This is a genomic window from Sphingomonas endolithica (assembly GCF_025231525.1).
In the GTDB taxonomy this organism is placed as follows: Bacteria; Pseudomonadota; Alphaproteobacteria; order Sphingomonadales; family Sphingomonadaceae; genus Sphingomonas; species Sphingomonas endolithica.
The window spans coordinates 1,153,670-1,180,236 of sequence record NZ_CP103057.1 but is presented as its reverse complement, the minus strand read 5'-3'; the positions used below and the strand labels follow the sequence as shown (position 1 = coordinate 1,180,236).

Below are 26,567 nucleotides of genomic sequence, written 5' to 3'. Positions count from 1 at the left end.
GGATGGACCGATGGACCGTCGAACGATGATCAAGGGCGCAGGCGCCACACTCGCTGTCGCGATGAGTGCGCGCAGCTATGCCCGGATCAAGGGCGCCAACGACCGGCTGCGGGTCGCGGTAGTCGGCGTGAACGGTCGCGGGCAGGCGCATATGAGCGCGTTTAGCAAGCTGCCCAATGTCGAGATCACGCATTTTTGCGATGTCGACTCCGCCGTGCTGGCGAAGCGCGCGGCCGCCTTCGCCGCGAAAGGCCACGCCGCGCCCAAGACCGAGAGCGATTATCGCCGACTGTTCGACAGCAAGACGGTCGATATCGTGACCATTGCGACGCCCGATCACTGGCACGCCAAGCTGGCGATCGATGCGATGAATTCGGGGCATCACGTCTATTGCGAAAAGCCGATCGGGATCGCACCGGCCGAAGGCGAGGCGATGATCGCCGTGCAGAAGCGCACCGGCCGCCAGCTGCAGGTGGGCAACCAGCAGCGTTCCAGCCCGGAGACGAAGCAGTTGCTGGCATTGATCCAGGCTGGCGAGCTCGGCGACGTGTACGAAGCGCAGACCTGGTACGCGAACAATCGCGGCTCGATCGGCACAGGGCATACGGCCACGCCACCCGCCAATCTCGATTGGGACATGTGGCAGGGGCCGAGGCCGCGCGCGGCCTATCGATCGAACCTGGTACCCTATAACTGGCATTGGTTCTGGCAGTACGGCACCGGCGAGCTCTGCAACAATGCGATGCACGAGCTGGATGTCGCGCGCTGGCTGATGGGGTTGAGCTATCCGACGCGCGTCGAGGCGCAGGGGGCGAAGCGGTTCCATGCCGGCGACGATTGGGAGATGTACGACTCGCTGGAGCTTGGTCTGCATTATGACCAGGGTCGCACGATCCGCTGGGCCGGACAGAGCTGCAACGCGATGTTGACCTATGGCCGCGGGCGCGGCGTGCTGCTGCTCGGCACCAAGGGATCGGCGGTGGTCGATCGCAACGGCTTCGAGCTCTATGATCTGGCGGGCAAGTCGATCCGGCAGGTGATGGCGGCGGCGAGCTCCGAGACCACCGGCACGGTCGGTGAGGGCGCGCTCGACGTCTATCATGCCGGCAATCTGGTCGACGTGATCCGCGGCCGCGCCGGCGCGCTCAACTCGCCGATCGCCGAAGGGCATATCAGCACCACGCTCTGCCATCTCGGCAACATGGCCTATCGCACGAATAGTGGGCTGACGGTCGATCCGACGACCGGCAAGCCGACCAGCGCCGAGGCGCTGAAATTGTGGTCGGTGGCGTACGAACCCGGCTGGGAGGTCAAGGCCTGACCAGCGTGACGGCTCTGGCGGACGTCGAGCGTTTCGTGGCGATGGGGACGCGCATCGAAGTGCATCGCTTCGGCGCAGGCGCGGACGACGCGCTGGCCGCCGCGCGCCGCGCGATCGAAACGGTGGACGATGCGCTGACGATCCACCGGCCCTCGCCGACGACGGCGCTCAACGAGCGGTTGCTGGCGGGGCAGGAGGCGGCGATCGATGATGCGGTGCTGTTCGAGGCGCTGGTCGCGATCGACGCGGCGCATGCCGAAACGCTGGGGCTGTTCGATCCGACGGCCGATCGACGGTTTGGGGCGGTCGGCTGGGGCGATGTCACGTTTGATCGGGCGACCGCGCGGATTGCCGCAGCGCACCCTGTCGCGCTCGATTTCGGCGGGTTCGGCAAAGGCTTCGCGCTGGACCGCGCCTGCGCTGCGTTGCGCGCGGCAGGCGTCGGGTCGGCGTGCCTGTCGGCGGGCGAGAGTTCGATCGCGACCGTCGGCCAGCATCCGCTAGGCGGGGGATGGCCGTTCGCAATCCCGCATCCGTTGCTGCCCGGCCGGACGTTGATCGAGCTCGAGCTCGACGACGAGTCGCTGTCGATCTCGTCGACGGTGGGGGCGGGCACGCAGACGCCCGAACGCGCCGCGATGATCCGCCCGGGCAGCGGCGCGGCGGTGACGGCGGCGCGCTGCACAATCGTGGTCGACCGACTGGGCGCTTCCGCGGAGGCGATGAGTACCGCGCTGATCGTCGCGGATGACGCGCGCGCCGCACGCCTGATCGGTGCGCACCCGACACATCGTTTTCTGTTCGATCTTTCTCAGGAGGCGGGAATGCCCGCTCCATCAGGCAGGATGCAGGTACAATGACCGACCCCAAAATCACGGAGCGGGCGTTCGACCTGAGCCGGCGATCGTTCATCGATCGCGTGCTGATGACCGCCGCGGGAGCGGGGATGGCAGCGGCGGCGCCCTGGGCGAGCGCCGCGGTGGCGGCCGAACCGACCAAGAGCAATCCGGTGCGGCTCGGCGTGATCGGCACCGGCGATCGCGGCCGCGCGCTGATCCTGAACATCGCCAAGACGCGCAACTGCGTGGTGGTGGCGATCTGCGACTCGTATGCGCCGCATCTGGCGAAGGGGCGCGCGCTGGTCGATGCATCGGTGCGCAGCTTTGCCGACCATCGCGCAATGCTCGATGCGGGCGGGCTCGATGCCGTCGTCATCGCGACGCCGCTCGATCGTCATGCGAAACACTGTTTCGACGCACTCGATGCGGGGCTGCACGTTTGGTGCGAGAAGGCGATGGCGCGGACGATCGCGGATTGCGGCGCGATGATCACGCGCTCGCAGGCGGCGCGGAAAGTGCTGCAGATCGGGCATCAGCGCATGTTCCACCCGACCTATCTGAACGCGCTGAAGCGCGCGCGGGCGGGGGAGATCGGCACGCTGACACAGGTTCGCGCGAGCTGGCATCGCAATAACAGCTGGCGGCGGACGGTGCCGGGCGATGCGACCGACCGGCAGATCAACTGGCGGCTGTACCGCGACAGTTCGGCCGGGTTGATGACCGAGCTGGCGACGCACCAGATCCAGGTCGGCAACTGGTTCCTGGATGCGGTGCCGACGCGGGTGATGGGATCGGGCAGCATCTGCTTCTGGAAGGACGGGCGCGAGGTCTATGACCATGTCGCGCTGATCTACGACTATGCCGGCGGGCGGAAGCTGATCTACACCTCGCTGCTCAACAATGCGCGCTATGGCTGCGAGGAGCAGATCCAGGGCAGCCGGGGGACGATCGAGCCGGAGTTGGGCCGGATCTTCCAGGAGGTGCCGCCCAAGGTGCTGGCGTTGCAGCGCATGCACAAGGATGTCGCGCGCGGGCACAAGCGCACCGTGCCGATCGGCGGCGCGACCTGGTTTCCCGAGCTGCCTGTCACCACGCCTGGGGAGTCGCTCGGCTGGGGCGAATATGACGAGACGATGCTGCAGTTCGAGGGCTTCGGCGAGGCTGTGCGCGCTGGCAAGCCGTTGCCCGGGCTGCTCGCCCAGGCCTATCATGCGAGCGTCGCGTCGCTGCTCGGCGAACAGGCGATGGATCGTGGTGAAGCGCTGACCTGGCCGACCAATCTGGTTGCTGTTTGAGGAGGATGAAGCCGTGAGCGATACCGACCGCCGTACGCTACTTGGCCTTGGCCTGGCCGCCGGCATGGCCGGCTTCGCCGCCGACGCGCTCGCGCAATCCGCCACGCGCGGCGATGCGCCGACCGAAGGGGCGACGGCGCGCCCGGTGCCCGAGGCCAAATATCGCGTGCCGTTCGCGGTGATCGGGATGGACCACAACCATATCTACGGCATCACCGACGCGGTGATCCGCGGCGGCGGTGTGCTGACCACCTTCTATGCGACCGACCCCAAGCAGATTGCGATGTTCCAGAAGCGTTACGGCGGCGTGCCGCTGGCGCGGTCCGAGCAGGAGATTCTCGACAATTCTACGATCAAGCTGGTGTGCAGTGCCGCGATCCCGAGCTTGCGCGCGCCGCTCGGCATCCGCGTGATGCGCGCGGGCAAGGACTATCTCAGCGACAAGGCGGCGGTGACGACGCTGAAGCAGCTCGCCGACGTGCGCCGCGCGATCAAGGAGACCGGGCGCAAATACGCGATCATGTATTCCGAGCGGCTGGAGGTACCGGCGGCGGTGATGGCCGGGCAACTGGTGCATGACGGCGCGATCGGGCGCGTGATTCAGACCGTCAATCTTGCGCCGCACCGGCTGTCGGCGCCGAGCCGTCCCGACTGGTTCTGGGATACGGCGCGCAACGGCGGGATCCTGACCGATGTCGGCAGTCATCAGGCGGACCAGTTCGTTTTTCTCACCGGCAGCAAGCGCGCCAAGGTATTGGCTTCGCAGACCGGTAATTTTGGCAATCCCGATCATCCGAAGTTCGAGGATTTCGGTGACATGATGCTGAGCGGCGATGGCGGTTCAGGCTATGTCCGCGTGGACTGGTTCACGCCCGACGGCCTGCCGACCTGGGGCGACGGGCGGCTCTTCATCCTCGGCACCGAGGGCTATATCGAGCTGCGCAAATATGTCGACATTGCCGGGCGGCCCGACGGCAACCACCTGTTCATCGCGGATCGCAAGGGCGCGCGCTATCTCGATTGCTCTAAGGTGCCGCTGCCGTTCGGGCCGCAATTCGTCACCGATCTCGTCGAACGCACATCGCTGGCGCAGGATCAGGACGGCGCCCTGCTCGCGGCCGAACTGGTGCTGACCGCCGAGGCGCGGGCGACACGGGCGGTAAGATGACACAAGGCGCGGTGCCACTGAATGGTCCGCGGAAAACACAGGCTTCACTCGTTCCGGACTGGTGCATTGGCTGCTGTGCCAAGCCAGGTATTTGCGGCCGAGCGGATCTGGTTTAGATCGCCAGGCGAAGGGATCTCGATCTGACTCAGCTATCTTTGTCCGGCTCTCACGCGGCGTTCGGTGGTGTGCAAGGCATATACCGTCACGCGTCCACAGCGACCGGCACCGACATGACCTTTTCGGTCTATGTGCCGCCTCATGCGCCGGGCGCTCGTTTGCCTGTCCTGTGGTATCTCTCGGGCCTCACTTGCACGCACGCCAACGTCACCGACAAAGGCGAGTATCGTGCCGCCTGTGCTGAAGCGGGCGTGATCTTCGTTGCGCCGGATACGAGCCCGCGCGGCGACAACGTGCCCGATGACGACGCCTATGATTTCGGCAAGGGCGCCGGTTTCTATGTCGATGCGACGCAGGAACCATGGTCGGGCAATTTCCGCATGCGCAGCTATATCGAGGAGGAACTCCCTGCGCTGATCGCAGCGGAGTTTCCCGTCGACATGGCCCGGCAGGGCATTACTGGGCATTCGATGGGCGGCCACGGCGCGCTGACCATCGGGCTGCGCAATCCCGACCGCTTCAGGAGCATCTCGGCCTTCTCCCCCATTGTCTCGCCACTGCATTGCCCGTGGGGCGAAAAGGCGCTCGCCGGGTATCTCGGGGAAGATCGCCTGGCGTGGCGCGAATACGATGCCTGCGCCTTGATCGAGGATGGCGCGCGCGTGGCCGAACTGCTCGTCGATCAGGGTGATGCCGACCAGTTCCTGGTCGACCAGTTGAAGCCCGAGCTGCTCCGCGCCGCCTGCGCCGCGACCGGCATCGATCTCACGCTGCGCCTGCAGCCCGGCTACGACCACAGCTATTACTTCATCTCGACCTTCATGGCCGATCACGTGCGCTGGCATGCCGAACGCCTGGCGCGCTGATCGGCACGTGACGAGCGACCGCCAATGAGCGCGCCACTGATCGCCGGAGTCGAGCTTGGCGGCACCAAGTGCAACCTGATCCTCGCGCGCGGCCCCGATGATATTTGCGAGCAGGTCCGCATTGCGACCACGACGCCGGCCGAAACGCTCGGCAATATCGCCGCGGTGCTGGATCGGTGGACGGGGTATGACGCGCTGGGCATCGCCAGCTTCGGTCCGGTGTCGATCGATCCGGCGGCGCGCGATTACGGGCACATCACGGCGACGACCAAGCCCGGCTGGTCGAACACGGATGTGGCGCATCGACTCTCCAGGCCGAATGTTCCGACCGGGTTCAACAGCGACGTCGCTGGCGCGGCGCTTGGGGAAGGCCAGTGGGGCGCAGCGCGGGGGCTCTCGGACCATGCCTATATCACTGTCGGGACGGGGGTCGGCGTGGGCTTGGTCATGCATGGCGAGCCGACCAATGGCATGACCCATCCGGAACTTGGGCATGTCCGTACCACGAGGCTGCCGGGTGACGCCTGGCCTGGCATCTGCACGTTCCACGGCGACTGCGTAGAAGGGCCCGCCTCCGGCCCAGCGATCCAGGCGCGCACCGGCATCCGCGCGCCCGATCTGCCGCTCGACCATCCGGTGTGGGAAAGCGTCGCGCATACGCTGGCGCAATTGCTTCACACGCTGGTGCTGACCGGCATTCCGCGCCGCATCGTCATGGGTGGCGGCGTGATGACCGGCATGCCGCATCTGCTGCCGCTGATCCGCACGCGGCTGGTGGCCAGCCTTGGCGACTATGGTGCGACATCGTTGATCGAGCCGGTGGCGGAATATGTCGTGCCGGCGGCGCTCGGCAACAATGCCGGGCCGCTCGGGGCGGTGGTGCTGGGCCAGCGGGCATTGAGCGCCAGCTGAAGCACTACGACTTTCGCGTGATTTCTCCTCACCCGTTCATGTCGATCGAAGTCGAGACGCCGATCCCGGCGCCGGTGTCTCGACTTCGCTCGACACGAACGGTTTTATGCATGGCCCTACGCCTGGGGGCTGGACCCAACCCTTCGCTGGGGAGCTTAAAGCGGCAGCATCGCCTGTTCGCTCGGATCCGCCGCTTGATCCTCCTGGATCGCCGACAGTGTCAGCCCGAGCAGCCGCACGCCAGGTGAGACCGGGAGTAACGCCTCCAGCAGGATGACGCCCGCCGCCAGGAAGCCGGCACGGTCGGCGACCGGTAGCGCCGAAGATCGCGCCCGCGTGATCGTCCGGAAGTCGGCATAGCGCAGCTTGAGCGTCACGGTGCGCCCCTGCGCACCGCTGCGGTCGATCCGCACCCAAGCGGCATCCGCCACGCGCCCCAGCGCTTCGAGCAAGTCGGCGCGCTCGGTCAGGTCGCGGTCGAAGGTACGCTCCGCGCCGACCGATTTGGTCGGCCGATCCGGTCGCACCGGACGATGATCTACGCCGCGCGCGGCGCCGAACAGATATTCCGCACTGCTGCCGAAATGCTGCCGCAGCAACTCGATCGGTTGCGCGCGCAGATCGGCACCGCTCAGGATGCCGAGCCGCTCCATTCGGGCGGCGGTCACCGGGCCGACACCGTGGAAGCGGCGGACGGGCAAGGTGCCGACGAAGGCCGCGCCGCGTGCCGGCGGGATGACGCAGATGCCGTCCGGCTTGTTCTGGTCCGATGCCAGCTTCGCGATGAACTTGTTGTACGACACGCCGGCCGAGGCGGTCAGCCCCGTGTCCTTGCGGATGCGCGCCCGGATCTCCTCGGCGATCGCCTGTGCCGAACCCAGCCCGCGCACATCCTCGGTGACGTCGAGATAGGCTTCGTCGAGCGACAATGGTTCGATCAAGGCGGTATAATCGGCGAAGATCGCGCGGATCTGCTGGCTGACGCTGCGATATACGTCGAAGCGGGGGGGCACGAACAGCAAATCGGGACAGCGCCGCTGCGCGGTGACCGACGGCATCGCCGATTTCACGCCGAAGCTGCGCGCCTCGTAGCTCGCCGCCGCCACCACGCCGCGCGCCTGTGCGCTGCCGACCGCCACCGGCTTGCCGCGAAGTGACGGGTCGTCGCGCTGTTCCACGCTGGCGTAGAAGGCGTCCATGTCGATATGGATCACCTTGCGCTGCACAGGCGGGGAGGAAGGCGGCTCGCTAGACATGCCGAATGGGACATAAGCCTGCTGACCAGCCCGCACTAGGCCGGTGTCAGTGCGATTTTGGCGAAGACGGCGGTGTGGAAGTGCAGGAGTGCCACTTTCGACTTGATCGCGGTGGGCGGTGCCGCTAGGCGCTCCCACCTGCAATGTGTCGGGGCGTGGCGCAGTCTGGTAGCGCACTGGTCTCGGGGTCCAGGGGTCGTAGGTTCGAATCCTATCGCCCCGACCATTGCAGGGTTTCCACCCCGATGACTCGATAGCCCGTGCGTAACGGCGCCCGTGGGCGCCGTGGCCGATCAATAGCTCGATGGCGGTGGCGCGTCCGAGATGTGGCCCTCGACCGTCAGATCTTCCTTGGTCGCGCCGTAATAATTCGCCACACGGTCGGCATAGGCCTGGTCGAACACCGGCGCGTTGTTCGCCCAGCTGGGGCCACCCTCCAGCACGCGGCGGTCGATCGTCACGACATAGGCGTCAGCCGCTGGATCGAACGACATCAGGCTGAAGGGCAGGGGGTAATAGGCCTTGCCCATCCCTAGGAACCCGCCGATCGTCAGCACCGCATACATTGCTTGCCCATTACGCTTGTTGACCATGAAGGCATGGACGAAGCCGAGCTTGTCGCCATCGCGGCTCTTCACCGGCATCACGTCGGTCTTGTTCGACGAAATGAGCAATTGGGTAGGTTCTGCGCTGGCCATGATCATTTCCCTCGTGTCGCTATCGTAACAGACGAGCCGCAGCGCGGTTCCTAATCTTCCGCGATCAGGCTGGTGTGCTTGGTCTCGGGGAGCATCAGGAACGCGATCGTCGCCAGCCCCAGGAAGCCCGTCACGTACCAGTAGAAGCCCGCCTCGAACCCTGCCTGCTTGAACCACAAGGCGACATATTCCGCCGTGCCGCCGAACGCCGCATTGCCGATCGCATAGGGCAGGGCGACGCCCAATGCGCGGATATGGGCCGGGAACAGTTCGGCCTTCACCAAGGCGCTGATCGAGGTATAGGCGCTGAGCAGCATCAGCGGCAGCAGGATGATGGCGAACGCAGCCAGGGCGCTCTTCTCCACCGCCAGTGCGCTGAACACCGGCACCGAGACGCACATTCCGCCGATCCCGAACAGGAGCAGCATCGGCCGTCGCCCGAACCGGTCCGCCAGATGCCCGAACAGCGGCTGCGCCAGTATGTAGACGATTAGCGCCGCGGTCATCACCTGCGTCGCCGTCTGCACCGCGAAGCCGCTGGTGTTGACCAGGAACTTCTGCAGGTAAGTGGTATAGGCGTAGAAAGTGAGGCTGCCCCCGGCGCTGATCACCGCCACCAGCATGAATTCGCGCGGATGCGCCTTCCACAAGGCGGCCAGCCCCGATTTCGGGCGATCGGCCGCCATGTTCTGGAACGACTGCGTCTCTGCCAGGCGGCGGCGCAGCACATAGACGACCAGCGCCAGCAGCGCGCCGATCAGGAAGGCGATCCGCCACCCCCAGGCGGCCATGTCCTCCTTGCTCAACAACGCCTGCAGCGCGAGCGTGACGGCGAGCGCGGTCAATTGCCCGCCGATCAGCGTGACATATTGGAAGCTCGACCAGAAACCGCGATTCTCGCGCGTCGCCATTTCCGACAGGTACGTCGCGCTGGCGCCATATTCGCCCCCGACGGATAGGCCTTGCAGCATGCGCGCGAGCACCAGAATTGCCGGAGCGGCAATGCCGATCGAATGGTAGCCGGGCACGACAGCGATCATCATCGATCCCGCGAACATCAGGCCGACCGACAGCGCCAGCCCCGCCTTGCGGCCATGCGTATCGGCATAGCGGCCCATCACATAGGCACCGATCGGCCGCATCAGGAAGCCGACCGCGAACACCGCTGCCGTCCCCAACAGCTGCGCAGTCAGATCGCCCTTGGGGAAGAAGGTGGCGGCGAACACCAACGACAGCGACGAATAGGCATACCAGTCATACCATTCGACCAGGTTGCCGGCCGACCCGCCAACGATCGATTTCAGTCGCTTCACGTCCATCGCCGTGCGTCCCCCCCGGGCGCCTAGTTCGCCCAAGTGCGCGGCCAAGGGAAGGATTTTGTCGGCCATGGCCGGTTGAGCATGCGCGCCGCTTGCCGCATAGCGTGGTGATGCGTCTGTTTCCCGCCTTTGTCGTCTTGCTGCTGGCCGGCTGTAGTGCCGTACCCAAGCCCGCACCCCGGCCTGCGCCCCGCCCCATACCCGTTCAGACACAGGCGCCGCGACCAACGCCGCTGGCACAGGATTGGCGCGACTGGCCCTATACGCCGGGTGACTGGGTATATCGGCAAGATGCGCGGGGCTCGATCGCCTTGTTCGGGCTGCCGGGCGCAGATGCCGCCTTCACGATCCGCTGCGATACCGCAGCAAACGCGGTCTACCTCTCGCGCGCCGGATCGGCCACGGGCGCAACCGCGATGACGATCCGCACCTCGACCATGTTGCGCACGCTGCCCGCGCAGCCGACCGGCGGCACGCCTGCCTATATTGCGGCGGCAGTGCAGCCGCGCGACAGCCTGCTGGAGGCGATCGGCTTCAGTCGCGGGCGGTTCGTGGTGGAGCAGGCCGGGTATCCGACGCTGGTGATCCCGAGCTGGGCGGAAATCGAGCGCGTGACCGAGGATTGCCGCCGCTGAGCGGGGCCGCCGTGGTGCCGTCGGCAGCGATTTGGGCAGGCGAAAGAATCTGATCGAAAACGTTTTGAATTACAAGACTTGTATCGCGTGGTCGGATGACTCACATTCCGCTTCGTACCCAAGCAGGGTACGGTGTTTCAACAATGCGAAAGGAGGTGATCCGATGTCTCATGGTTCAGCAGTGGGTTCGGTTCGGTTCGTTCGGGGGACGCACGGCTAAGCGCATTGGGATGATGGCGGGGGGTATCTTCCCCCAGTCAACGCCGTCGTCCAGCCAGTGCTTGGCGGTTCGCATGGTCCTCCGGGCTGGAGCTTCCGGCCGCTGACCATGTCAGGAGGTTGCCGGGGTGTCGTGAGACCCCCGGCAGCCTCTTTTCATTTGTAGGAATTACTTAGAGCCGGGTGGGATGAGCCACATCCAATGTCACCCGATTGGTCGGCAGTCATAACGATCCAATTTCCATCGTCATCCTGAACTTGTTTCAGGATCCATGCGCGGTCAGTAACCACAAAGACGGTGTTACTTAGGCGAATGACCGCGCCTGGATGCTGAAACAAGTTCAGCATGACGGTACTTGCTTGGCGGGGATAAGGACCCAACAAGTCTGGGGTGACGACTTGGCTGGCCAGAAACTTACCGACTGCGGAGAAGCGCCTCCCTACTGCAACAGCTTGGGCGCTTCCTTGGCCAGCTTCGCGCGGATCTTCTCTGCGAACAGTGCGAGGAATGGTGGGAGGTCGATCGTCGCGTGGACGCGGTCTTCGAACACGTCGAGCTTGCTCGCGACGCGCTGTCCCATGCCTTCGATCGTAAAATAGAGCGTGTCGCCTTCCCAGCGGTGATCCTTGACCGTGCCGCCCGGCACAACCGCGGCGATCTTGTCCACGCCCTTGTCGAGCCGCGCACGGACGAGCTGGCGGCCGTGCTTGTGCGGGATATCCATGGAGATCGGCTGGGTCATGAAACGTCCTCAGGTGGCAAACAACATCGCATCATCGGCGAACGCCTTGAACTCCAATGCGTTGCCGGACGGATCGCGAAAGAACATCGTTGCCTGTTCACCCGGCTGGCCCTTGAAGCGGATATAAGGTGCGATGCCGAACGTGACGCCCGCCGCCGTGACACGATCTGCCAGCGCCTGCCAGTCCGGCATGGTCAGCACGACGCCGAAATGCGGCACCGGCACGGCGTGGCCATCGACGGCATTCTCCACCGCGACGGGCTTGGCCGAGGGATCGAGATGGGCAACGATCTGATGCCCGAACAGGTCGAAGTCGATCCAGCTGTCGGAGCTGCGGCCCTCGGCGCAGCCCATCGTGCTGCCATAAAACGCGCGCGCGGCGGCGAGGTCGTGGACGGGGAAGGCGAGGTGAAAGGGGCGTATCATGGCAGCATGATAGCCGCTAACACCCCCACGCGTCACCCCGGACTTGTTCCGGGGGCCAACGCACCGCATAGGCTGGCGCCTCACGTATTGGCGGCACGTTGGATGCCGGAACAAGTCCGGCATGACGGGTTGAGGTGAAGGTGATCCAGGAACGAACTCGCGTGGCAGCATCGCGCTACGCCTCCATTCTGTCGCTCGGCTTTGGTGCTCTCGCCGCCACCGGCTTCGCCCCGCTCGATTGGTGGCCGGTCGCGCTTGTCTCGCTCGCCGCCTGGATGTGGCTGGTGCATGACTCAGCGAGCCTGAAGCATGCCTTGTGGCGCGGCTGGCTGTTTGGGGTCGGCCACTTCGCCATCGGCAATGCGTGGATCCAACACGCCTTTACCTTCCAGGACAAGATGCCGCACGCGCTCGGCTACATTGCGGTCATCCTGGTCGCGCTGTATTTGGCGATCTATCCGGCACTGGCGGCCGGGCTGGCATGGCGGTTCGCCAGCCCACGGTCGGTGGGCGATCTCGCCTCTCCACCGGCACCAGGGTTCGCGTTGGTCTTTGCCGCGGCATGGATCGTCACCGAATGGCTCCGCGCCACCATGTTCAGCGGCTATGCCTGGAACCCGATCGGGGTCGTCTGGCTGCCGCTCGGCGGCGTTGCCAATATGGCGGCATGGATCGGGACCTATGCGCTGTCGGGCGTGACGATCCTGATTGCCGGCGCGCTCTTGCTGGCGGTGTTCAGGCGATGGCGGTTCGCGGTGGCCGTGCTTGGCGCGACCGCGCTGCTCGCGCTGTTCAATCATCATGCCGTCCCCGAGGCAGCGAGTGATCCTAGGGCGCCGCGCGTCCGCGTCGTCCAGCCGGACCTTGCGCAGGAGGAGCGGCCCGAGGATGATTATGCGGAGGAGAATTTACGCGCGCTGCTGGCGCTGAACGGCAAGCCCGGACCGGCACCGCGCCTCATCGTCTGGCCGGAAGGTGCGGTGCGCTACATGCTGGAGGATGGCTATCCGTCGGACGCGTATTGGCAGGCCAGCGCGGCGTTCACGCGACTACGGATCGCAGCTCGGCTCGGGCCGAACGATGTGGTGCTGACCGGCGGCACCGCATCGCAATTCGACCGCGCCGGCAACATGGTGTCGGCGTCGAACTCGATCTTCGGGCTCGATCGCAAGGCGCGGCTGATCGGCCGCTACGACAAGGCGCATCTGGTGCCGTACGGCGAATATCTGCCGGCGCGACCGTTACTGTCGCAACTCGGGCTCAGCCGACTCGTGCCCGGCGATATCGATTTCATCGACGGGGCCGGTCCTGGCGGCTTTGCGGTGCCGGGCTTCGGCCTGGTTGGCATGCAGATCTGCTATGAGATCATCTTCTCAGGCAATGTCGCCGATCGCGCGCACCGGCCTGCCTTCCTGTTCAATCCGTCGAACGACGCCTGGTTCGGCCCGTCCGGCCCGCCTCAGCATCTGGCGCAAGCACGGCTGCGCGCGATCGAGGAGGGATTGCCGGTCATCCGCGCCACGCCGACCGGTATCTCCGCGATCATCGGCCCCGATGGTGCGTTGCTGGCGACCATTCCGCTGAACGTCGCCGGCGCGATCGAACTGCCGCTGCCGCGCGCTTATGCGCCGACCCTGTTCGCACGCACGGGCAATATCATGGCGTTCGTCGTGGCGCTGGCGTTGCTGGCGTTGGCATTTGCGTTCCGTCTTCGCGCTCGTTAGGGCGCTATATAAGGAAAGCTTTATATCAGGCATGGCAACGGCCGAAGCTCTCCTCCAACCGTGAGGATCAAACATGCGTTCCAGTTTCCTATTTACGTCCGAGTCCGTGTCCGAAGGCCATCCCGATAAGGTCGCCGACCAGATCAGCGACTCGGTGGTCGACCTTTTCCTGTCCAAGGATCCAGAGGCGCGGATCGCGTGCGAGACGCTGACCACCACCAACCTGGTCGTGCTTGCCGGCGAAATCCGCTGCAAGGGCGTGTACGAGGACGGCAAATGGGCCGATGGCGCGCTCGAAGAGATCGAAGCGACCGTCCGCGCGACCGTGAAGCGCATTGGCTATGAGCAGGACCAGTTCCACTGGAACACGTTCGAGTTCATCAATCGCCTGCACGGCCAGTCCGCGCACATTGCGATGGGCGTCGATGAAAGCGGCAACAAGGACGAGGGCGCCGGCGACCAGGGCATCATGTTCGGCTATGCGACCGACGAGACGCCTGATTTGCTGCCTGCCACGCTGTATTACTCGCACCGCATTCTCGAGCGGATGGCGCGGGATCGCCACGACAAGGTCGTCCCCTTCCTCGAACCGGACGCCAAGAGCCAGGTAACGCTCGAATATCGGGACGAAAAGCCGGTCCGGGCGACGGCACTGGTCGTCTCGACGCAGCATGCGCCGGGCTATTTCTACCATGATGGCGAGGGCGATCCCGCGCTCTACAAGGAACTGCGCGACTATGTCGTCGGCGTTTTCAACGACGTGCTGCCGGATGGCTTCATCACCGATGATACGGCGATCTACGTCAACCCGACCGGTCGTTTCGAAATTGGCGGGCCGGACGGCGATGCCGGTGTTACCGGGCGCAAGATCATCGTCGACACTTATGGTGGTGCCGCGCCGCATGGCGGCGGCGCCTTCTCCGGCAAGGATCCGACGAAGGTCGATCGCTCGGCCGCCTATGTCGCGCGGTATCTGGCCAAGAACGTCGTTGCCGCAGGGCTCGCGCGCCGCTGCACGATCCAGCTGAGCTATGCGATCGGCATCGCCGAGCCGCTGTCGGTCTATGTCGACACGCACGGCACGGGCAGCGTTTCCGAAGCGAGGCTCGAAGAGGTCCTCCCGACACTCGTCCGGCTGACCCCGAAAGGCATCCGCGAGCATCTGAAGCTCAACGCGCCGATCTACCAGCAGACCGCGTCCTACGGTCACTTTGGCCGCAAGGCGGAAGGGGACAGCTTTACGTGGGAGAAGACGGATCTGGTCGATGCACTGAAGGCGGCAGTCGCCTGATCGCGCTGGCAAGCGCCGCTTCGCCGCGACTGAGCGCGGCGCTTGCCACCACTTCGCCGACATAGCCGACCACGGCGCCCGCGAGTGTGTCGAGCAGGTAATGCTTGCCGCTGGGCAATTGCGCCGCGGCAACCGCGCCGGCGGCGGCGTTGAGCGGTAACGCCATGCCCGGCGCATCGTGCGCCACCGCGCGGGCGATCGCTACCGCACCGGCGGTATGCCCGGACGGGAACGAGTTTTGATCGTGCTCGTGACTGTCGCCCTTTTCGAACCGCTCTTCGCCGGTATCCAGCGCCTTGGCGGGACGCGTGCGATCGACCGACCGCTTGATGACGGTTTTCAACCCCGTGGCGATCAAATGACTGGCAAGCATCCGCATGCCGCTGCGCACCACTACCGGCTGGCGGAGCACGGCGCCGGTCAATATCGTCACCACGCTCAGCACGATGAGCGGTGGTTGGTCGGCCACCTCGCTCGTCGCCTGGACACCCTTGACCAGCGGACTGTCGCGGTGCGCGGCCGCGCGGCGGCTAAGGTCGCGATCGGCCTTCACTGCCTTCTTGGCAGCCTGTTTGGTTTTGCTCATGACGCATCAACCATCGCGCGGCCCGATGGCTCCACTGGCTGGACGTAGCCCAAGGGAGCGCTAGAGAAGCCGCGATGAACGATCCGATCACTATCCGCAGGTTGTATGGCCGCCGCCAGGGGCACAAGCTCCGCCTGGGCCAGGCCGAACTCGTCGAGGAATTGCTGCCCCGCATCAGCGTGGCCGATACGGGGCCGCTCGACGCGCACACCCTGTTCGGCGCCGATCTGCCGCTGCAGCTGGAGATCGGCTTTGGCGCGGGCGAACATCTGGCCGGCCAGGCGACGGCGCATCCGGGCACCGGGTTTATCGGCTGCGAGCCGTTTCTCAACGGCGTGGTGGGTGCGCTGAGCCATGTGCGGGACGGGGAGCTCGGCAATGTCCGGCTGTACATGGGGGATGCGCTGGATGTGGTCGAGCGGTTGCCGGATGCGAGCCTGGAGCGCGTCTACCTCCTCCATCCGGATCCGTGGCGCAAGGCGCGGCATGCCAAGCGGCGGATGGTCAATCATGGTCCGCTCGACCTGATCGCCGCCAAGCTGAAGCCGGGTGCCGAGTTTCGATTGGGGACCGACGATCCGACCTATTGCCGCTGGGCGATGATGGTGATGAACCAGCGGCGCGACTTCGTGTGGCAGGCGAAACATCCGAGTGACTTCCTGACCCGTCCTGACGACTGGCCGGAGACCCGTTACGAACGCAAGGCGCGGCGGCAGGGGCACGAGGTGTGGTATTTCAGGTATCTGCGGGTGTGACCTCCGCGGCAGAGGCAGGTGCCTGGCCGCTGCGTTCCCACACCTGCCGTAGTGCGCGGCCGAGCATGGCGGGCAGGCCGGGGCGCAGCAGCAGCCAGTCGCGGATCGCGGGGCCTTTGGCGGCGCCGATGACCCGCTTGTATCCGCTGTCGCCTGCACCCCAGTCCACCGTGCGCATGCCATCGTCCAGTGCTCGCACGAGGTTGCGGTAGTAGAGCAATTTGCCCGGTGAATGCTTGGCGAAGGCGGGATCGTAGCTGTTGGCGATGGCGTATTTGAGCACGCCGGCATTGATGTCGAAGGAAAAGGCGGCAGGCGTTCCTTCGACCCGCAGCAGTGCTGCCCACATCATCCCAGCGAGCACGGGATCGATTGCCGCGGCGCGCCAAAAGGCGCCGTGGCCGCTCTGGGTGAACTTGGCGTCCGAGCCATCGGTGCGCGCCGCGATCCAGCTATTTTCCTCGACCGTGGCGAGCGCGTCGAAACCGCCTGCTTCCCAGTCGGGCCTTGACAGGAACTGCCAGTCGAGGCTGCCATGTTCGCCGAGATGCTTTTCGTGGAAGCGGTTCTTGCGCAGCGTGGAGTTGCGGGGCCAAGTGCCCTCCTCCTGCGCCGCTGCCATGTCGAGCAGGTAGCTGTCGGCCACGAAACGGCCGAGCACGGCCCAACCGCCGGCGCGCGCCGCCTGCAGCAGCGGCGTTAGCGAGGTGTCGCCGTCATAGACCGGGCCGATGCGCAGCGCGTTCACCTCACCTGCCAGCGCCGACAACAGCGCCGCAAAGGCCGGCGCATCAGCGGCCTGGCTCGCCGGGAAGCTGCGGAACGGCCAGTAGCAGCCGGGCACCGCCGCCAGCCGCGCCGGTCCGGGGCCGAAGCGCACCATGGGCAGCGCGATGACCGGATCGCTGTCGTGCTCCACGACGATGGTGCGTGCCCGCCCGCCATAGGCCGAGAGCGCGGCGGCATACCATTGGAAGCGCAGGAAGCGATGGCTGTCGGGGCCGTGTTCGGCGACCGCGTCGATCGAGCCGGACAGGCCATCCAGCGCGACCGCCCGCGTCACCGGATGACGGGCCGGCGGCAGGCGCTCGAAATCGGACAGCAGCATCGGCTTGGTCATAGCCGCGGCTATAGCGAGGAGGCGTTACCAACCGGTTCGCGCTTGACCATGAAGCGCTGCGCCCGCCACAAGGCTGACCATGTTCTCCTATGCTGCCGTCACCACGATCGCCCAGACGATCCAGCTGTCGCTGAGCCCGGTCTTCATGCTCGCCGGAATTGGGGCGTTGCTGAACGTCCTTGCCGGGCGGCTGTCGCGCGTGGTGGACCGCGCGCGGGCGGTGGAGGCACTGCATCCGCGCTCGTCCGGCCCCGAACATGTCCGTCATGTCTGGGAGCTGCGACTGCTCGACCGCCGCATGTCGGTGATCAACGCCTCGCTGGTGCTGGGCGTCTCCAGCGCGGTGATGACGTGCCTGCTGGTCGCGTTGCTGTTCGTCTCGGAACTCATCAAGCTGCACATCGGCACGATCGTCGCTTTGTCCTTCATCCTCGCCATGGCGCTGCTGATCGCCTCGTTGATCTCCTTCCTGGTCGAAGTCCGCATGTCGCTGATCGCGATCCACATCCGCCCCGAATTGCTCGAGAAGGGCGCGGATTAGCGGGCGCCGTCCAGCCCCGGCCCGGCATCCGCTACCGGCAGATAGCGCGGGGCCACCCGCGCGCGGCTCGCCTGTTCGTAGACATAGCCAGCGTCGAGCACGGCCTGGTCGCCGCCCGCGGTGGCAATGAACGACAGGCCGACCGGCAACCCTTTGACCAGCCCCATCGGCACGGTGAGGTGCGGGTAGCCGGCGACCGCGGGCAATTCGCTCGCGCTCGGCCCCTCGGCATGATCGCCGCTGACGCTGTCACTGAGCCACGGCAGCCCGTAGGTGGGCGAAACGAGGATCGTCGCCCTGGCCGTCTTGAGCATGGCATCCACGCCCTCGGCACCCGCCAGCCGCAACGACTTGGCGCGCACGCCGAGATACTCCGCATCGGATAGGCCCTTGGTCTTGGCCGCCTGTTCGAACAGCTCCTGCCCGAAGAACGGCATCTCGGTCGCCTTGTTGGCGGTGTTGAAGGCGATCACTTGGTCGAGCGTGCGCGTCTTCACGGCCGCCGGCGTGGTTGCGAGATAGGCGTCGAGATCGGCTTTCAGCTCCGTCTTGAGCACGTCGAGCTCGGTCTCGCCGAGACCGTCCAGCTTGGGCTGATCGGCATCGACCAGCACCGCGCCGGCGCGCTTGAGCACCAGAAGTTGCGCCTCGTAACGCTCCTTCAGCGCGTCCGGCATTGGCGGCCGCAAAACCGCCAGCCGCATCCCGCGAAGCGACGCACGGGTCAGGCGGCGATGGTAATCCGCCGCCGCACCGGTGCCGGACGCCATGTTCGACAGCATGATCGCTGCATCCATGACGCTGCGCGCCATCGGCCCCGGCGTGTCCTGGCTGTGGCTGATCGGCACGACATGCTGGCCGCTGATCAGGCCGAGCGTGGGCTTCAGCCCGACCAACCCGTTCATCGCGGCCGGGCAGACCACCGATCCATCAGTCTCGGTGCCGACGGCCGCCGCGGCGAAGCTGGCGGCGATCGCCGCGCCGGAGCCGCTCGACGAACCGCAAGCCGTGCGATCGAGCGCATAGGGGTTGCGCACGAGGCCGCCGACGGCGCTCCACCCGCTCATCGAGGCGGTGGAGCGGATATTGGCCCATTCGCTGAGGTTGGTCTTGCCGAGGATGACGGCGCCGGCGCCCCGCAGCTTCGCCACCACCGGCGCGTCGCGGTGCGTGACATTGTCTTTCAGCGCCAGGCTGCCGGCGGTGGTCGCCATCGGATCCAGCGTCTCGATATTGTCCTTGATCAGCACGGGCACGCCATCCAGTGGCCCCAACGTCTTGCCGGTCCGGCGTCGCGCATCGCTGGCACGCGCCTGTGCCAGCGCATCGGGGTTGGTGGCGATGATCGCGCGGAGGGTAGGGCCGGTGCGATCCATCGCCGCGACTCGCGCGAGATAGGCAGCAGTGATCGCAGCACTGCTCGTGCCGCTGGCCATCGCCGCCTGCAGATCGCCGATCGAGCGTTCCTCGACCATGGGTGTTTGCTGCGCGCCGACGGGGCCGGCAAGGGTGGCGAGGGCGGCAAAGTTGAGGAAGTTTCTCTGAAATCGCTTCATGTTTCGCCTTTCACCCTCGTTTGCAGGGTGGAGCGAGGCTGGCGTGGGCGCGAATGTTGAGAACGTTGAGCGATGCGCCGGGGCGTTCGGGACCTTCGCGATTGAACGCGGCGGTGGTGAGGATTGGGCTGGGGCGCTCATGCTCGGAGACTGGCATGGGATGGCTGTTGTAGGACAGCGAAATTGTGTCGGGCGATGTCGTTGATGGGAGGCGGGTACTTGCTGGGCCGGCTGATCCAGGCGGAACGGTTCTATTGCGGCAGCAGGGGGTACAGCACCCAAACGTCACCCCGGACTTGTTCCGGGGTCCACTGTGCCGCACGCTCAGTGCTCACATCATCATTCATATCGAAAGCCGCTTGGTGGAGCCCGGAACAAGTCGTTGATTGTACCGCTTGGACATGTCCCACCCGTCATCCCCGCGCAGGCGGGGATCCATACTGGCTTGCTTCGCGCCTAGAGCCCGGACGCCCGAGCTTATGGATCCCCGCCTGCGCGGGGATGACGAATCGTGCTTGAACGAGATCGTCGCCGAATAAGCCGGGCGTGATGGCGTGGGTTGATGCAAGTACGCCGAACGAAATAGCTCCGGGATGTGGCCGCGACGGCGCGCTACTGCGCCGCCCGCACCCGCCAGATCGTGTTGCCCACGTCGTCCGCGACCAGCAGCGCGCCGGTCTTGTCGGTGATCACCGCAACCGGGCGGCCCTGTGCGGCGCCGTCCTGGTCGAGGAAGCCGGCCAGCACGTCGATCGGCTTCACGTTCTTGGCCGGATAGCCATTGTCCGCGAACGGCACGTAGACCACCTTGTAGCCCGAAACCGGCGAGCGGTTCCACGAGCCGTGTTCGCCGACGAACGCGCCGTTGGCGAACCGCGCGCCGAGCTTGGCGTCCGCTGCAAAGCTCAGGCCCAAGGCCGCGACGTGCGGCCCGAGCGCGTAATCGGGCCGCTTGGAATATTCCTGCAGCGCCGGGTTGGGCGGATCGACGCGCGTGTCGGGATAGCCGCCCCAGTAGAACCATGGCCAGCCGAAGTGATCGCCCATCTCGACCTGCGTCAGGTAATCGGGCGCGAGATCGGAACCGAGCATGTCGCGTTCGTTGACGACCGTCCACAGCCGGCGGGTGTGCGGTTCGATCGCCATGCCGTTGGGGTTGCGCAGGCCCGCGGCATAGACGCGGTAGGTTTTCGCCTCAGGATAGACCTGCAGGATGTTGGCGCGGTATTTCTCGCGCTCGATGCCGTTCTCAGCGATATTGCTCGACGATCCGACGGTGACGTACAGCGTCTTGCCGTCCGGATTGGCGATCACGTTGCGCGCCCAGTGGTTGCCGCCGCCCTGCAGCTTGACCACCGTCTCCGGCTTGGCGGTGATCGTCGTGTCGCCGGCCTTGTAGCGCACCCTGACCAGGGCGTCGGTGTTGCCGATATAGAGCCAGTCGCCCATCAGCGTCATGCCGAACGGCGAGTTCAACCCGGTCATGAAGGTGGATTTCTGTTCCGCCACGCCGTCGCCATTCGCATCGCGCAGCAACGTGATGCGGTTGGCCGATGGCACGCCGGCACCCGCTCTCCCCATCAACACGCCCATCACCCAGCCGGTGATGCCACCGCCCTTGCGCGGCGGGCTGTTCGATTCGGCGACCAGCACGTCCCCATTGGGCAGGCGATAGAGCCAGCGCGGGTGATCGAGCCCGGCCGCGAACGCGGCGACCGACAGGCCGGCGGCGGGGGTGGGCTTGGCGCCCTGCGGCCAGCCGATCGCCTTGGCGACGGCGACCGTGGGGATCATCTGCGTGCGCGGTTCGGAGATGGTGGGGCGGGCGCCGCTGACCGCGGCAAGATCGAGCTTCGCGACGTCAGGGCGGCTGAGCCAGTAGAAGATGCCGCCAGCGACCAGGACGATCAGCAGCAGGACGATCAGGATGTGTTTGCGCATGAGGGCAAGGATAGTCGGGGCAGGGTGCGTGGGCAATGCCCCTCACCGTTACCTCAGCACAAGCCGGGGCGACGGAGAAGAGAGCGATCTTATGCTACGGCGAGTTCGCCCTCGACATGCCCGGAGGCGACATCGAAGCGACCGCGCGGACCCATGTCGCGGCGCGATTGGTGCGGCCGAGCAGGGTGCGGAGCGGCGCTGGCTCCTTGCTCGGATCGCTTATCGGCTGCCTTCGGTAGTGGCGTCCGTATCCTCACTCCTCGTCTACGTCTTTTCTCAATCCCGCCGAGCGCGATCGTTGCGGCACCTTGCTGGACCCCGCAGGCCGATCCGGCAATGACGTACGCATGCTTAAACTGATCTTACAGTGAGCGCGTCGATCAGCGATCAGCTTTGCATTTCTTCCGGCTCGGGGCGGGGCGGGTGGAGGCGCAATTTCGTGACGCGGCGCGTGTCGGCGTCGAGCACTTCGAGCCGCCAGCCACTGGGATGATCGAGGCATTCGCCTTTCTGCGGCACGTGCCCGGCAAGCAACGCGGCCAGACCGCCGAGCGTGTCGATATCTTCCTCGACTTCCGCCAGGCGGGGATCGATCGTCTCGCCGACATCTTCCAGCTCGACGCGCGCATCCGCATCCCAGGCGCCGCCATCCAGCGGCACGAGCAAGGCCTCGGGCGCTTCGTCATGCTCGTCCTCGATGTCGCCGACGATTTCCTCGATCAGATCCTCGATCGTCACCAGGCCTTCGGTGCCGAAATATTCGTCGAGCACCACCGCCAGATGCACGCGGCTGGCGCGCATGTCGGCCAGCAGATCGAGCACGCCGCGCGACATCGGCACGAACAAGGGCTGGCGGATCAGGCCTTCCAGCGTTGCGGGATAGTCGGCGCCGGTGGCGAGGATCGCGAACACGTCCTTGATATGGACCATGCCGATGATCGTATCGAGCTTCTCGCGATAGACCGGCAGGCGGCTATGGCCGGCCTCGGCGAAGATCTTGACCAGGTCGGCAAAGCGCGTCTGCTCTTCGATCGCGACGATATCCGCGCGCGGTACGCCGACATCGCCGGCGTCGCGCTCGCCGAAGTGCAGCAGGTTGCGCACCATCGTGCGTTCGAGCGGGGAGAGATCGCCCTTGGCGTCGGGCGCGGGATCATCCTCATGCGCATCGATCGCTTCCTCCAACTGGTGGCGCAGCGAATCGTCGCCCTGCTCGCCGAAGATCATGGCGCGCAGCGAGCGCCATATCGATCCCTCGTTATTGGTACCGGCGTCTCCGGCGTCGATCGTACTTTGGCCCTCGGGCATAGGAGCAGTTCAGTCCTCTTGTATAAAATAGGGGTCGGCAAGGCCGAGCGACTTCAGCGCATCGATCTCGATCGCCTCCATCGCTTCGCCCTCGTCGTCGTCCAGGTGATCATAGCCTAGCAGGTGGAGCGTGCCGTGCACGATCAAATGCGTTGCGTGATCCTCGACACTGATGCCTTTTTCCGCGGCCTCTGCCGCGCATACGCCGTGGGCGAGCACGATGTCGCCGAGCAGCACCTCGCCATCGTCCGAATTCTGCCCAACCGTGTCGAGCAGATCGGCCTGCACCATCGGGAAGCTGAGCACGTTGGTCGGCTTGTCCTTGTGGCGATATTGCGCGTTGAGCGTCTGGACCTCGGCGTCGGTGGTGAGCCGGACGGAGATCTCGACGGCGGCCGCGCCGGTGGCGAGTTCGCCGTGGGGGGTGCGCTCGACTGCGGCTTTGGCGGCACGTAACGCGAGTGCGTCCCAGTAAACAGTTTCGTCCCAAGGGAATTCGACAGACAGGGCGGTTTCAAGCATCAGGCGAGATCGGTCTGGGCAAAGTCGTTGCCTTTATAGAGTAGGTCGGCGTCGCTGGTTTTAGCGCTGGCATAGGCAAAACAATCGCCCATATTGAGGCCGGCAGGATCACGCCCCTTTCCATATCGTTTGTAGGCAGAAATCGCTTCCTGCGTCTCCAAAAACGATATTGGATTTATTCTGATCACGCGAGCGTCAATGAAATTTCTCACAACGTCGCTGGCTACGTCAGGAGCATAATTGTGCGAGCGGCTGAGTGCGACCACCGTTTCCCAATAAGCTATTGCCGACGTCATCTTTTCCTCGTGGGCATCGAGCCGCTCAGAGAGCGTTACGGCGTCTTCTTCGCCTGCGATCATCGAGACCATAGCCGACGCATCAAGAAAGATGCTCATAAGTCATCGGACAAGGCGTCAAAAAACGCTTTATCCGCCTTAAGTCCCGTCGGCGCGGGTAAGGGATGCTCACGCCAAAACTTTTTCAACCACGCTGGCGCTTCAGGATGGCGATCCGCACGATCGAGGTTTGCTTCAATTGCTTGTAGCGCTTGTTTCACAGCAGCAGTTTTACTGGTGCCCAAGCGCAGCGCCAAACGCGTGGCAAGCTCGGTGGTAGCTGTGTCTTTGATATATAGCGATGCCATTTCAACCTCGGTATATCCTTTGTCTAGAAATAATCTATACAACTAGTCCGCGATTTTCAAGCATCCACGCCCTCATATGCTTCGACGATCCGGCCGACGATCGGGTGACGTACGACGTCGCCCGAGCCGAAACGGCACATCGACATGCCCTCGACACCCTCCAATCGCACCACCGCATCGTTCAGGCCGGACGCATTCATGCCGCCGGGGAGATCGGTCTGCTTGGGATCGCCGCACACGACCATGCGGCTATTCTCGCCGAAGCGGGTCAGGAACATCTTCATCTGGCTCGGCGTGGTGTTCTGCGCTTCGTCGAGGATGATGAACGCATCGGCGAGCGTGCGGCCGCGCATGAAGGCGATCGGGGCGATCTCGATCTCGCCACTGGCGATGCGCCGCTCGACCTGCTCGGCGGGCAGGCAGTCGTTGAGCGCATCGTAGAGCGGACGCAGATAGGGATCGACCTTGTCCTTCATGTCGCCGGGCAGGAAGCCCAGTTTCTCGCCGGCCTCGACCGCAGGGCGCGACAGGATCAGGCGCTGCACGCTGCCGGTGATCAGCTGCGCCACGGCTTGCGCGACGGCGATATAGGTCTTGCCGGTACCTGCTGGCCCAAGCGCGAAGATGATGTCGTTATTGACCAGCTCGCGCATGTAATGCGCCTGCGCCAGCGTGCGCGGCACGATCGTCTTCTTGCGCGTGCGGATCATGATCTGTGGCGCACCGCTATCGGCGGAGATGATCCCGGCCAGTGTCGGTTCGGTCGACATCGCGATCACTGCGTCGACCATACCCTGATCGATCCGCTCGCCCCGCGAAATGCGATTGTACAGGCCCTGTAGCACGTCGCGGGCCTCGGCCACCGCCTCGGCGCGACCCTCCAGGCCGATGCGGTTGCCACGCGCGGTGATGTAGACGCCGAGCCGGCTTTCAAGTTGCAGAAGGTTCTGGTCGAATTCGCCAAACAGTTGCGACATGAGCTGCGGCCGGTCGAAGACGAGTTCGGCGCGGCTACGCTCGCCGGACTGGGCGGGAACGGGCTTTCTGCTCATGCAATTCCTTCGTGTCGGGGGCTGGCATGGAATGTGGGGAGGCGGCCCGCCGTCGCAAGGAAGGTGGGCAAAGTTACATCGCGGCTATGCCGGAGCCGCTTCGCCGACGGGCGGGCGCAGCGGTTGCCACCGCGAGACGTGCTGGAGAGACGAGTCGGCTGCATCCACGGCAAGTCTGGCAGAGCGGGGGCACGGAGGACAGCGGGAAATCGCGCGTCAGGCGGCGATCTTGATTCGCTCCACGCCCGACAGCGAATTGGGATCGCCGCGGACGATATCGACCTCGACCAGCGCGCCGATCGGCGCATCCGTCAGCAGATGGACCGATTGCAGCCAGGGCGATTTGCCGAGCATCTGCCCGGGCAGCTTGCCCTTGCGTTCGATAAGCACCTGGCAGCTGCGCCCGAACGTGTTCGCGTTGAACGCCGCCTGGTCGCGGTTGAGCGCCGCCTGCAATTGCTGCAGCCGTTCGTCCATCACATGCGGCTCGACCTGATCGGCCATGCCGGCCGCCGGCGTGCCGGGGCGCGGGCTGTACTTGAAGCTGAACGCCTGGGCGTAGCCGACCGCGTCGATGAGGCTCAGCGTCTCGGCGAAATCCGCATCGGTCTCGCCGGGGAAGCCGACGATGAAATCGCCCGACAGCGCGATATCCGGGCGGGCGGCGACGACGCGTTCCAGGAGGCGGAGATAGGAATCGCGGCTGTGGCTGCGGTTCATGGCCTTCAGGATACGATCGCTGCCGGATTGCACGGGGAGGTGCAGGAACGGCATTAGTTTTCCGACATCGCGGTGCGCATCGATCAGGCCCTGCGCCATGTCGTTGGGGTGGCTGGTGGTATAGCGGATGCGGGCCAGCCCCTCGATCTTGTCCAGTTCGGCGATCAGGTGATGCAGGCCGCGGGCGCCGTCTTCCCAGGCATTGACGTTTTGCCCGAGCAGCGTGAGTTCGCGCGCGCCGGCATCGACCAAGGCCTTGGCCTCGTCGACGATCTGGCCCCGGGGGCGGCTGACTTCGGCGCCGCGCGTGTAGGGCACGACGCAATAGGTGCAGAATTTGTCGCAGCCTTCCTGCACGGTAAGGAAGGCCGAAGGCCCGACGCGGCGACGGCCGGGCAAGTGGGCAAACTTGGTTTCGACCGGCATGTCGGTGTCGAGCGCGCTTTCGCCGCGCGCGGCCTTCGCCACCAGATCGGGCAGATTGTGATAGGCCTGCGGGCCGACGACGACATCTACCCCGGCGCGTCGCACGATCTCCGCACCTTCGGCCTGCGCGACGCAGCCGGCGATGGCGATCATCGGTGCACGTCCGAGCTTGCCGGCGTCCTTGCGGATGCGGCCGATGTCCGAATAGACCTTCTCGGTCGCCTTTTCGCGGATGTGGCAGGTGTTGAGCACGACGAGATCGGCGCTGGCGGGGTCGGCTGCGGTCAGCCCCTGCGCGGTCATCAATTCCGCCATGCGATCGCCGTCATAGGCGTTCATCTGGCAGCCGAAGGATTTGACGGCGAAGGTCTTGGGGGCGGGTTTCATGATCGAGGCGCTATAGCAGCGCCAGCGGCAATCGTCATCCCGGTGCAGGGTTGGACCTTATACATAGCCGTTCTCCTGCGCACGCAGGAGCCCAGAGCCGCAGGCGGTATCGTCTTTGATCCTGGGCTCCTGCGTTCGCAGCAGAACATCAAATGTCAGCACGCGACTTCTTGGACCTCGC

The 26,567-nt window shown here is 65.3% G+C and carries 26 protein-coding genes and 1 tRNA gene; 12 read left to right on the top strand and 15 right to left on the bottom strand.

The window, feature by feature from the left end; all coding sequences use genetic code 11:
- Positions 1-10: 10 nt before the first annotated feature.
- The 6 genes from NV382_RS05595 (at position 11) to NV382_RS05570 (ending at position 6,518) form a co-directional block, all read left to right on the top strand.
- Complete coding sequence (locus NV382_RS05595; protein WP_260599529.1) at positions 11-1,321, top strand: Gfo/Idh/MocA family protein; 1,311 nt, start codon at positions 11-13, stop codon at positions 1,319-1,321.
- Positions 1,322-1,326: 5 nt separating this feature from the next.
- Positions 1,327-2,181 (top strand): FAD:protein FMN transferase, encoded by an 855-nt coding sequence (locus NV382_RS05590; protein WP_260599528.1) that lies wholly within the window; start codon positions 1,327-1,329, stop codon positions 2,179-2,181.
- On the top strand, positions 2,178-3,455 hold the full coding sequence (locus NV382_RS05585) for a Gfo/Idh/MocA family protein (RefSeq protein WP_260599527.1): 1,278 nt from the start codon (positions 2,178-2,180) through the stop codon (positions 3,453-3,455). The genes NV382_RS05590 and NV382_RS05585 overlap by 4 nt, the downstream gene beginning before the upstream one ends.
- Positions 3,456-3,468: 13 nt before the next feature.
- Positions 3,469-4,623 carry a Gfo/Idh/MocA family protein gene (locus NV382_RS05580; RefSeq protein ID WP_260599526.1) on the top strand — a complete coding sequence of 385 codons (1,155 nt, stop codon included), beginning with the start codon at positions 3,469-3,471 and terminating at the stop codon, positions 4,621-4,623.
- 155 nt (positions 4,624-4,778) lie between these two features.
- Positions 4,779-5,606 (top strand): S-formylglutathione hydrolase, encoded by an 828-nt coding sequence (gene fghA, locus NV382_RS05575; protein ID WP_418066760.1) that lies wholly within the window; start codon positions 4,779-4,781, stop codon positions 5,604-5,606.
- 24 nt (positions 5,607-5,630) lie between these two features.
- Positions 5,631-6,518: an ROK family protein gene (locus NV382_RS05570; RefSeq protein WP_260599525.1), complete on the top strand. Its 888-nt coding sequence runs from the start codon at positions 5,631-5,633 to the stop codon at positions 6,516-6,518.
- A gap of 155 nt (positions 6,519-6,673) precedes the next feature.
- Here the strand turns inward: NV382_RS05570 and dinB are convergent, their stop codons facing one another.
- Positions 6,674-7,774, bottom strand: coding sequence for a DNA polymerase IV (gene dinB, locus NV382_RS05565; protein ID WP_260599524.1), 1,101 nt, complete (start codon positions 7,772-7,774; stop codon positions 6,674-6,676).
- A gap of 149 nt (positions 7,775-7,923) precedes the next feature.
- On the opposite strand from dinB, the gene NV382_RS05560 reads away from it, so the two are divergent.
- Positions 7,924-8,000 (top strand) — tRNA-Pro (locus NV382_RS05560).
- A 67-nt stretch (positions 8,001-8,067) separates the two neighbouring features.
- Here NV382_RS05560 and NV382_RS05555 read toward each other — a convergent pair.
- Together NV382_RS05555 and NV382_RS05550 are read right to left on the bottom strand one after the other, a co-directional pair.
- On the bottom strand, positions 8,068-8,472 hold the full coding sequence (locus NV382_RS05555; RefSeq protein WP_260599523.1) for a PRC-barrel domain-containing protein: 405 nt from the start codon (positions 8,470-8,472) through the stop codon (positions 8,068-8,070).
- 50 nt (positions 8,473-8,522) lie between these two features.
- Positions 8,523-9,791, bottom strand: a complete 1,269-nt coding sequence (locus NV382_RS05550; RefSeq protein WP_260600320.1) for an MFS transporter — start codon at positions 9,789-9,791, stop codon at positions 8,523-8,525.
- Positions 9,792-9,901: 110 nt separating this feature from the next.
- Here NV382_RS05550 and NV382_RS05545 point away from each other — a divergent pair, with 110 nt between their 5' ends.
- Positions 9,902-10,426: a hypothetical protein gene (locus NV382_RS05545; RefSeq protein ID WP_260599522.1), complete on the top strand. Its 525-nt coding sequence runs from the start codon at positions 9,902-9,904 to the stop codon at positions 10,424-10,426.
- Between the two features lie 659 nt (positions 10,427-11,085).
- Here NV382_RS05545 and NV382_RS05540 read toward each other — a convergent pair.
- Together NV382_RS05540 and NV382_RS05535 are read right to left on the bottom strand one after the other, a co-directional pair.
- Positions 11,086-11,388, bottom strand: coding sequence for a polyhydroxyalkanoic acid system family protein (locus NV382_RS05540; RefSeq protein WP_260599521.1), 303 nt, complete (start codon positions 11,386-11,388; stop codon positions 11,086-11,088).
- A 9-nt stretch (positions 11,389-11,397) separates the two neighbouring features.
- The gene (locus NV382_RS05535) at positions 11,398-11,814 is read right to left on the bottom strand and encodes a VOC family protein (protein WP_260599520.1); all 417 of its coding nucleotides are present in this window, start codon (positions 11,812-11,814) and stop codon (positions 11,398-11,400) included.
- Between the two features lie 161 nt (positions 11,815-11,975).
- On the opposite strand from NV382_RS05535, the gene lnt reads away from it, so the two are divergent.
- Positions 11,976-13,538: an apolipoprotein N-acyltransferase gene (gene lnt / locus NV382_RS05530; protein WP_260599519.1), complete on the top strand. Its 1,563-nt coding sequence runs from the start codon at positions 11,976-11,978 to the stop codon at positions 13,536-13,538.
- 73 nt (positions 13,539-13,611) lie between these two features.
- Complete coding sequence (gene metK, locus NV382_RS05525) at positions 13,612-14,829, top strand: methionine adenosyltransferase (RefSeq protein WP_260599518.1); 1,218 nt, start codon at positions 13,612-13,614, stop codon at positions 14,827-14,829.
- Here metK and NV382_RS05520 read toward each other — a convergent pair.
- Complete coding sequence (locus NV382_RS05520) at positions 14,777-15,415, bottom strand: phosphatase PAP2 family protein (RefSeq protein ID WP_260599517.1); 639 nt, start codon at positions 15,413-15,415, stop codon at positions 14,777-14,779. The genes metK and NV382_RS05520 overlap by 53 nt on opposite strands.
- A gap of 74 nt (positions 15,416-15,489) precedes the next feature.
- On the opposite strand from NV382_RS05520, the gene trmB reads away from it, so the two are divergent.
- On the top strand, positions 15,490-16,170 hold the full coding sequence (gene trmB / locus NV382_RS05515; protein ID WP_260599516.1) for a tRNA (guanine(46)-N(7))-methyltransferase TrmB: 681 nt from the start codon (positions 15,490-15,492) through the stop codon (positions 16,168-16,170).
- Here the strand turns inward: trmB and NV382_RS05510 are convergent.
- Positions 16,151-17,290 carry a GNAT family N-acetyltransferase gene (locus NV382_RS05510; protein WP_260599515.1) on the bottom strand — a complete coding sequence of 380 codons (1,140 nt, stop codon included), beginning with the start codon at positions 17,288-17,290 and terminating at the stop codon, positions 16,151-16,153. The two genes, trmB and NV382_RS05510, sit on opposite strands and share 20 nt — an antisense overlap.
- Positions 17,291-17,369: 79 nt before the next feature.
- Between NV382_RS05510 and NV382_RS05505 the strand changes: the two genes are divergently transcribed.
- On the top strand, positions 17,370-17,831 hold the full coding sequence (locus NV382_RS05505) for a DUF2721 domain-containing protein (protein ID WP_260599514.1): 462 nt from the start codon (positions 17,370-17,372) through the stop codon (positions 17,829-17,831).
- Here the strand turns inward: NV382_RS05505 and NV382_RS05500 are convergent.
- From NV382_RS05500 to miaB, 8 genes are all read right to left on the bottom strand, one after another.
- Positions 17,828-19,387: an amidase gene (locus tag NV382_RS05500; protein WP_260599513.1), complete on the bottom strand. Its 1,560-nt coding sequence runs from the start codon at positions 19,385-19,387 to the stop codon at positions 17,828-17,830. The two genes, NV382_RS05505 and NV382_RS05500, sit on opposite strands and share 4 nt — an antisense overlap.
- Before the next feature lie 612 nt (positions 19,388-19,999).
- Positions 20,000-21,328 carry a PQQ-dependent sugar dehydrogenase gene (locus NV382_RS05495; RefSeq protein WP_260599512.1) on the bottom strand — a complete coding sequence of 443 codons (1,329 nt, stop codon included), beginning with the start codon at positions 21,326-21,328 and terminating at the stop codon, positions 20,000-20,002.
- 387 nt (positions 21,329-21,715) lie between these two features.
- Positions 21,716-22,636, bottom strand: a complete 921-nt coding sequence (locus NV382_RS05490) for a hemolysin family protein (protein WP_260599511.1) — start codon at positions 22,634-22,636, stop codon at positions 21,716-21,718.
- 9 nt (positions 22,637-22,645) lie between these two features.
- Entirely contained in the window at positions 22,646-23,158 is a 513-nt protein-coding gene (gene ybeY, locus NV382_RS05485; RefSeq protein ID WP_260599510.1) for an rRNA maturation RNase YbeY, read from the bottom strand.
- On the bottom strand, positions 23,158-23,553 hold the full coding sequence (locus NV382_RS05480; RefSeq protein WP_260599509.1) for a type II toxin-antitoxin system VapC family toxin: 396 nt from the start codon (positions 23,551-23,553) through the stop codon (positions 23,158-23,160). The genes ybeY and NV382_RS05480 overlap by 1 nt, the downstream gene beginning before the upstream one ends.
- Positions 23,550-23,801: a type II toxin-antitoxin system VapB family antitoxin gene (locus tag NV382_RS05475; RefSeq protein ID WP_260599508.1), complete on the bottom strand. Its 252-nt coding sequence runs from the start codon at positions 23,799-23,801 to the stop codon at positions 23,550-23,552. The genes NV382_RS05480 and NV382_RS05475 overlap by 4 nt, the downstream gene beginning before the upstream one ends.
- Before the next feature lie 56 nt (positions 23,802-23,857).
- Entirely contained in the window at positions 23,858-24,853 is a 996-nt protein-coding gene (locus NV382_RS05470; protein WP_260599507.1) for a PhoH family protein, read from the bottom strand.
- A gap of 216 nt (positions 24,854-25,069) precedes the next feature.
- Positions 25,070-26,386, bottom strand: coding sequence for a tRNA (N6-isopentenyl adenosine(37)-C2)-methylthiotransferase MiaB (miaB, locus tag NV382_RS05465; RefSeq protein WP_260599506.1), 1,317 nt, complete (start codon positions 26,384-26,386; stop codon positions 25,070-25,072).
- Positions 26,387-26,567 lie beyond the last annotated feature (181 nt).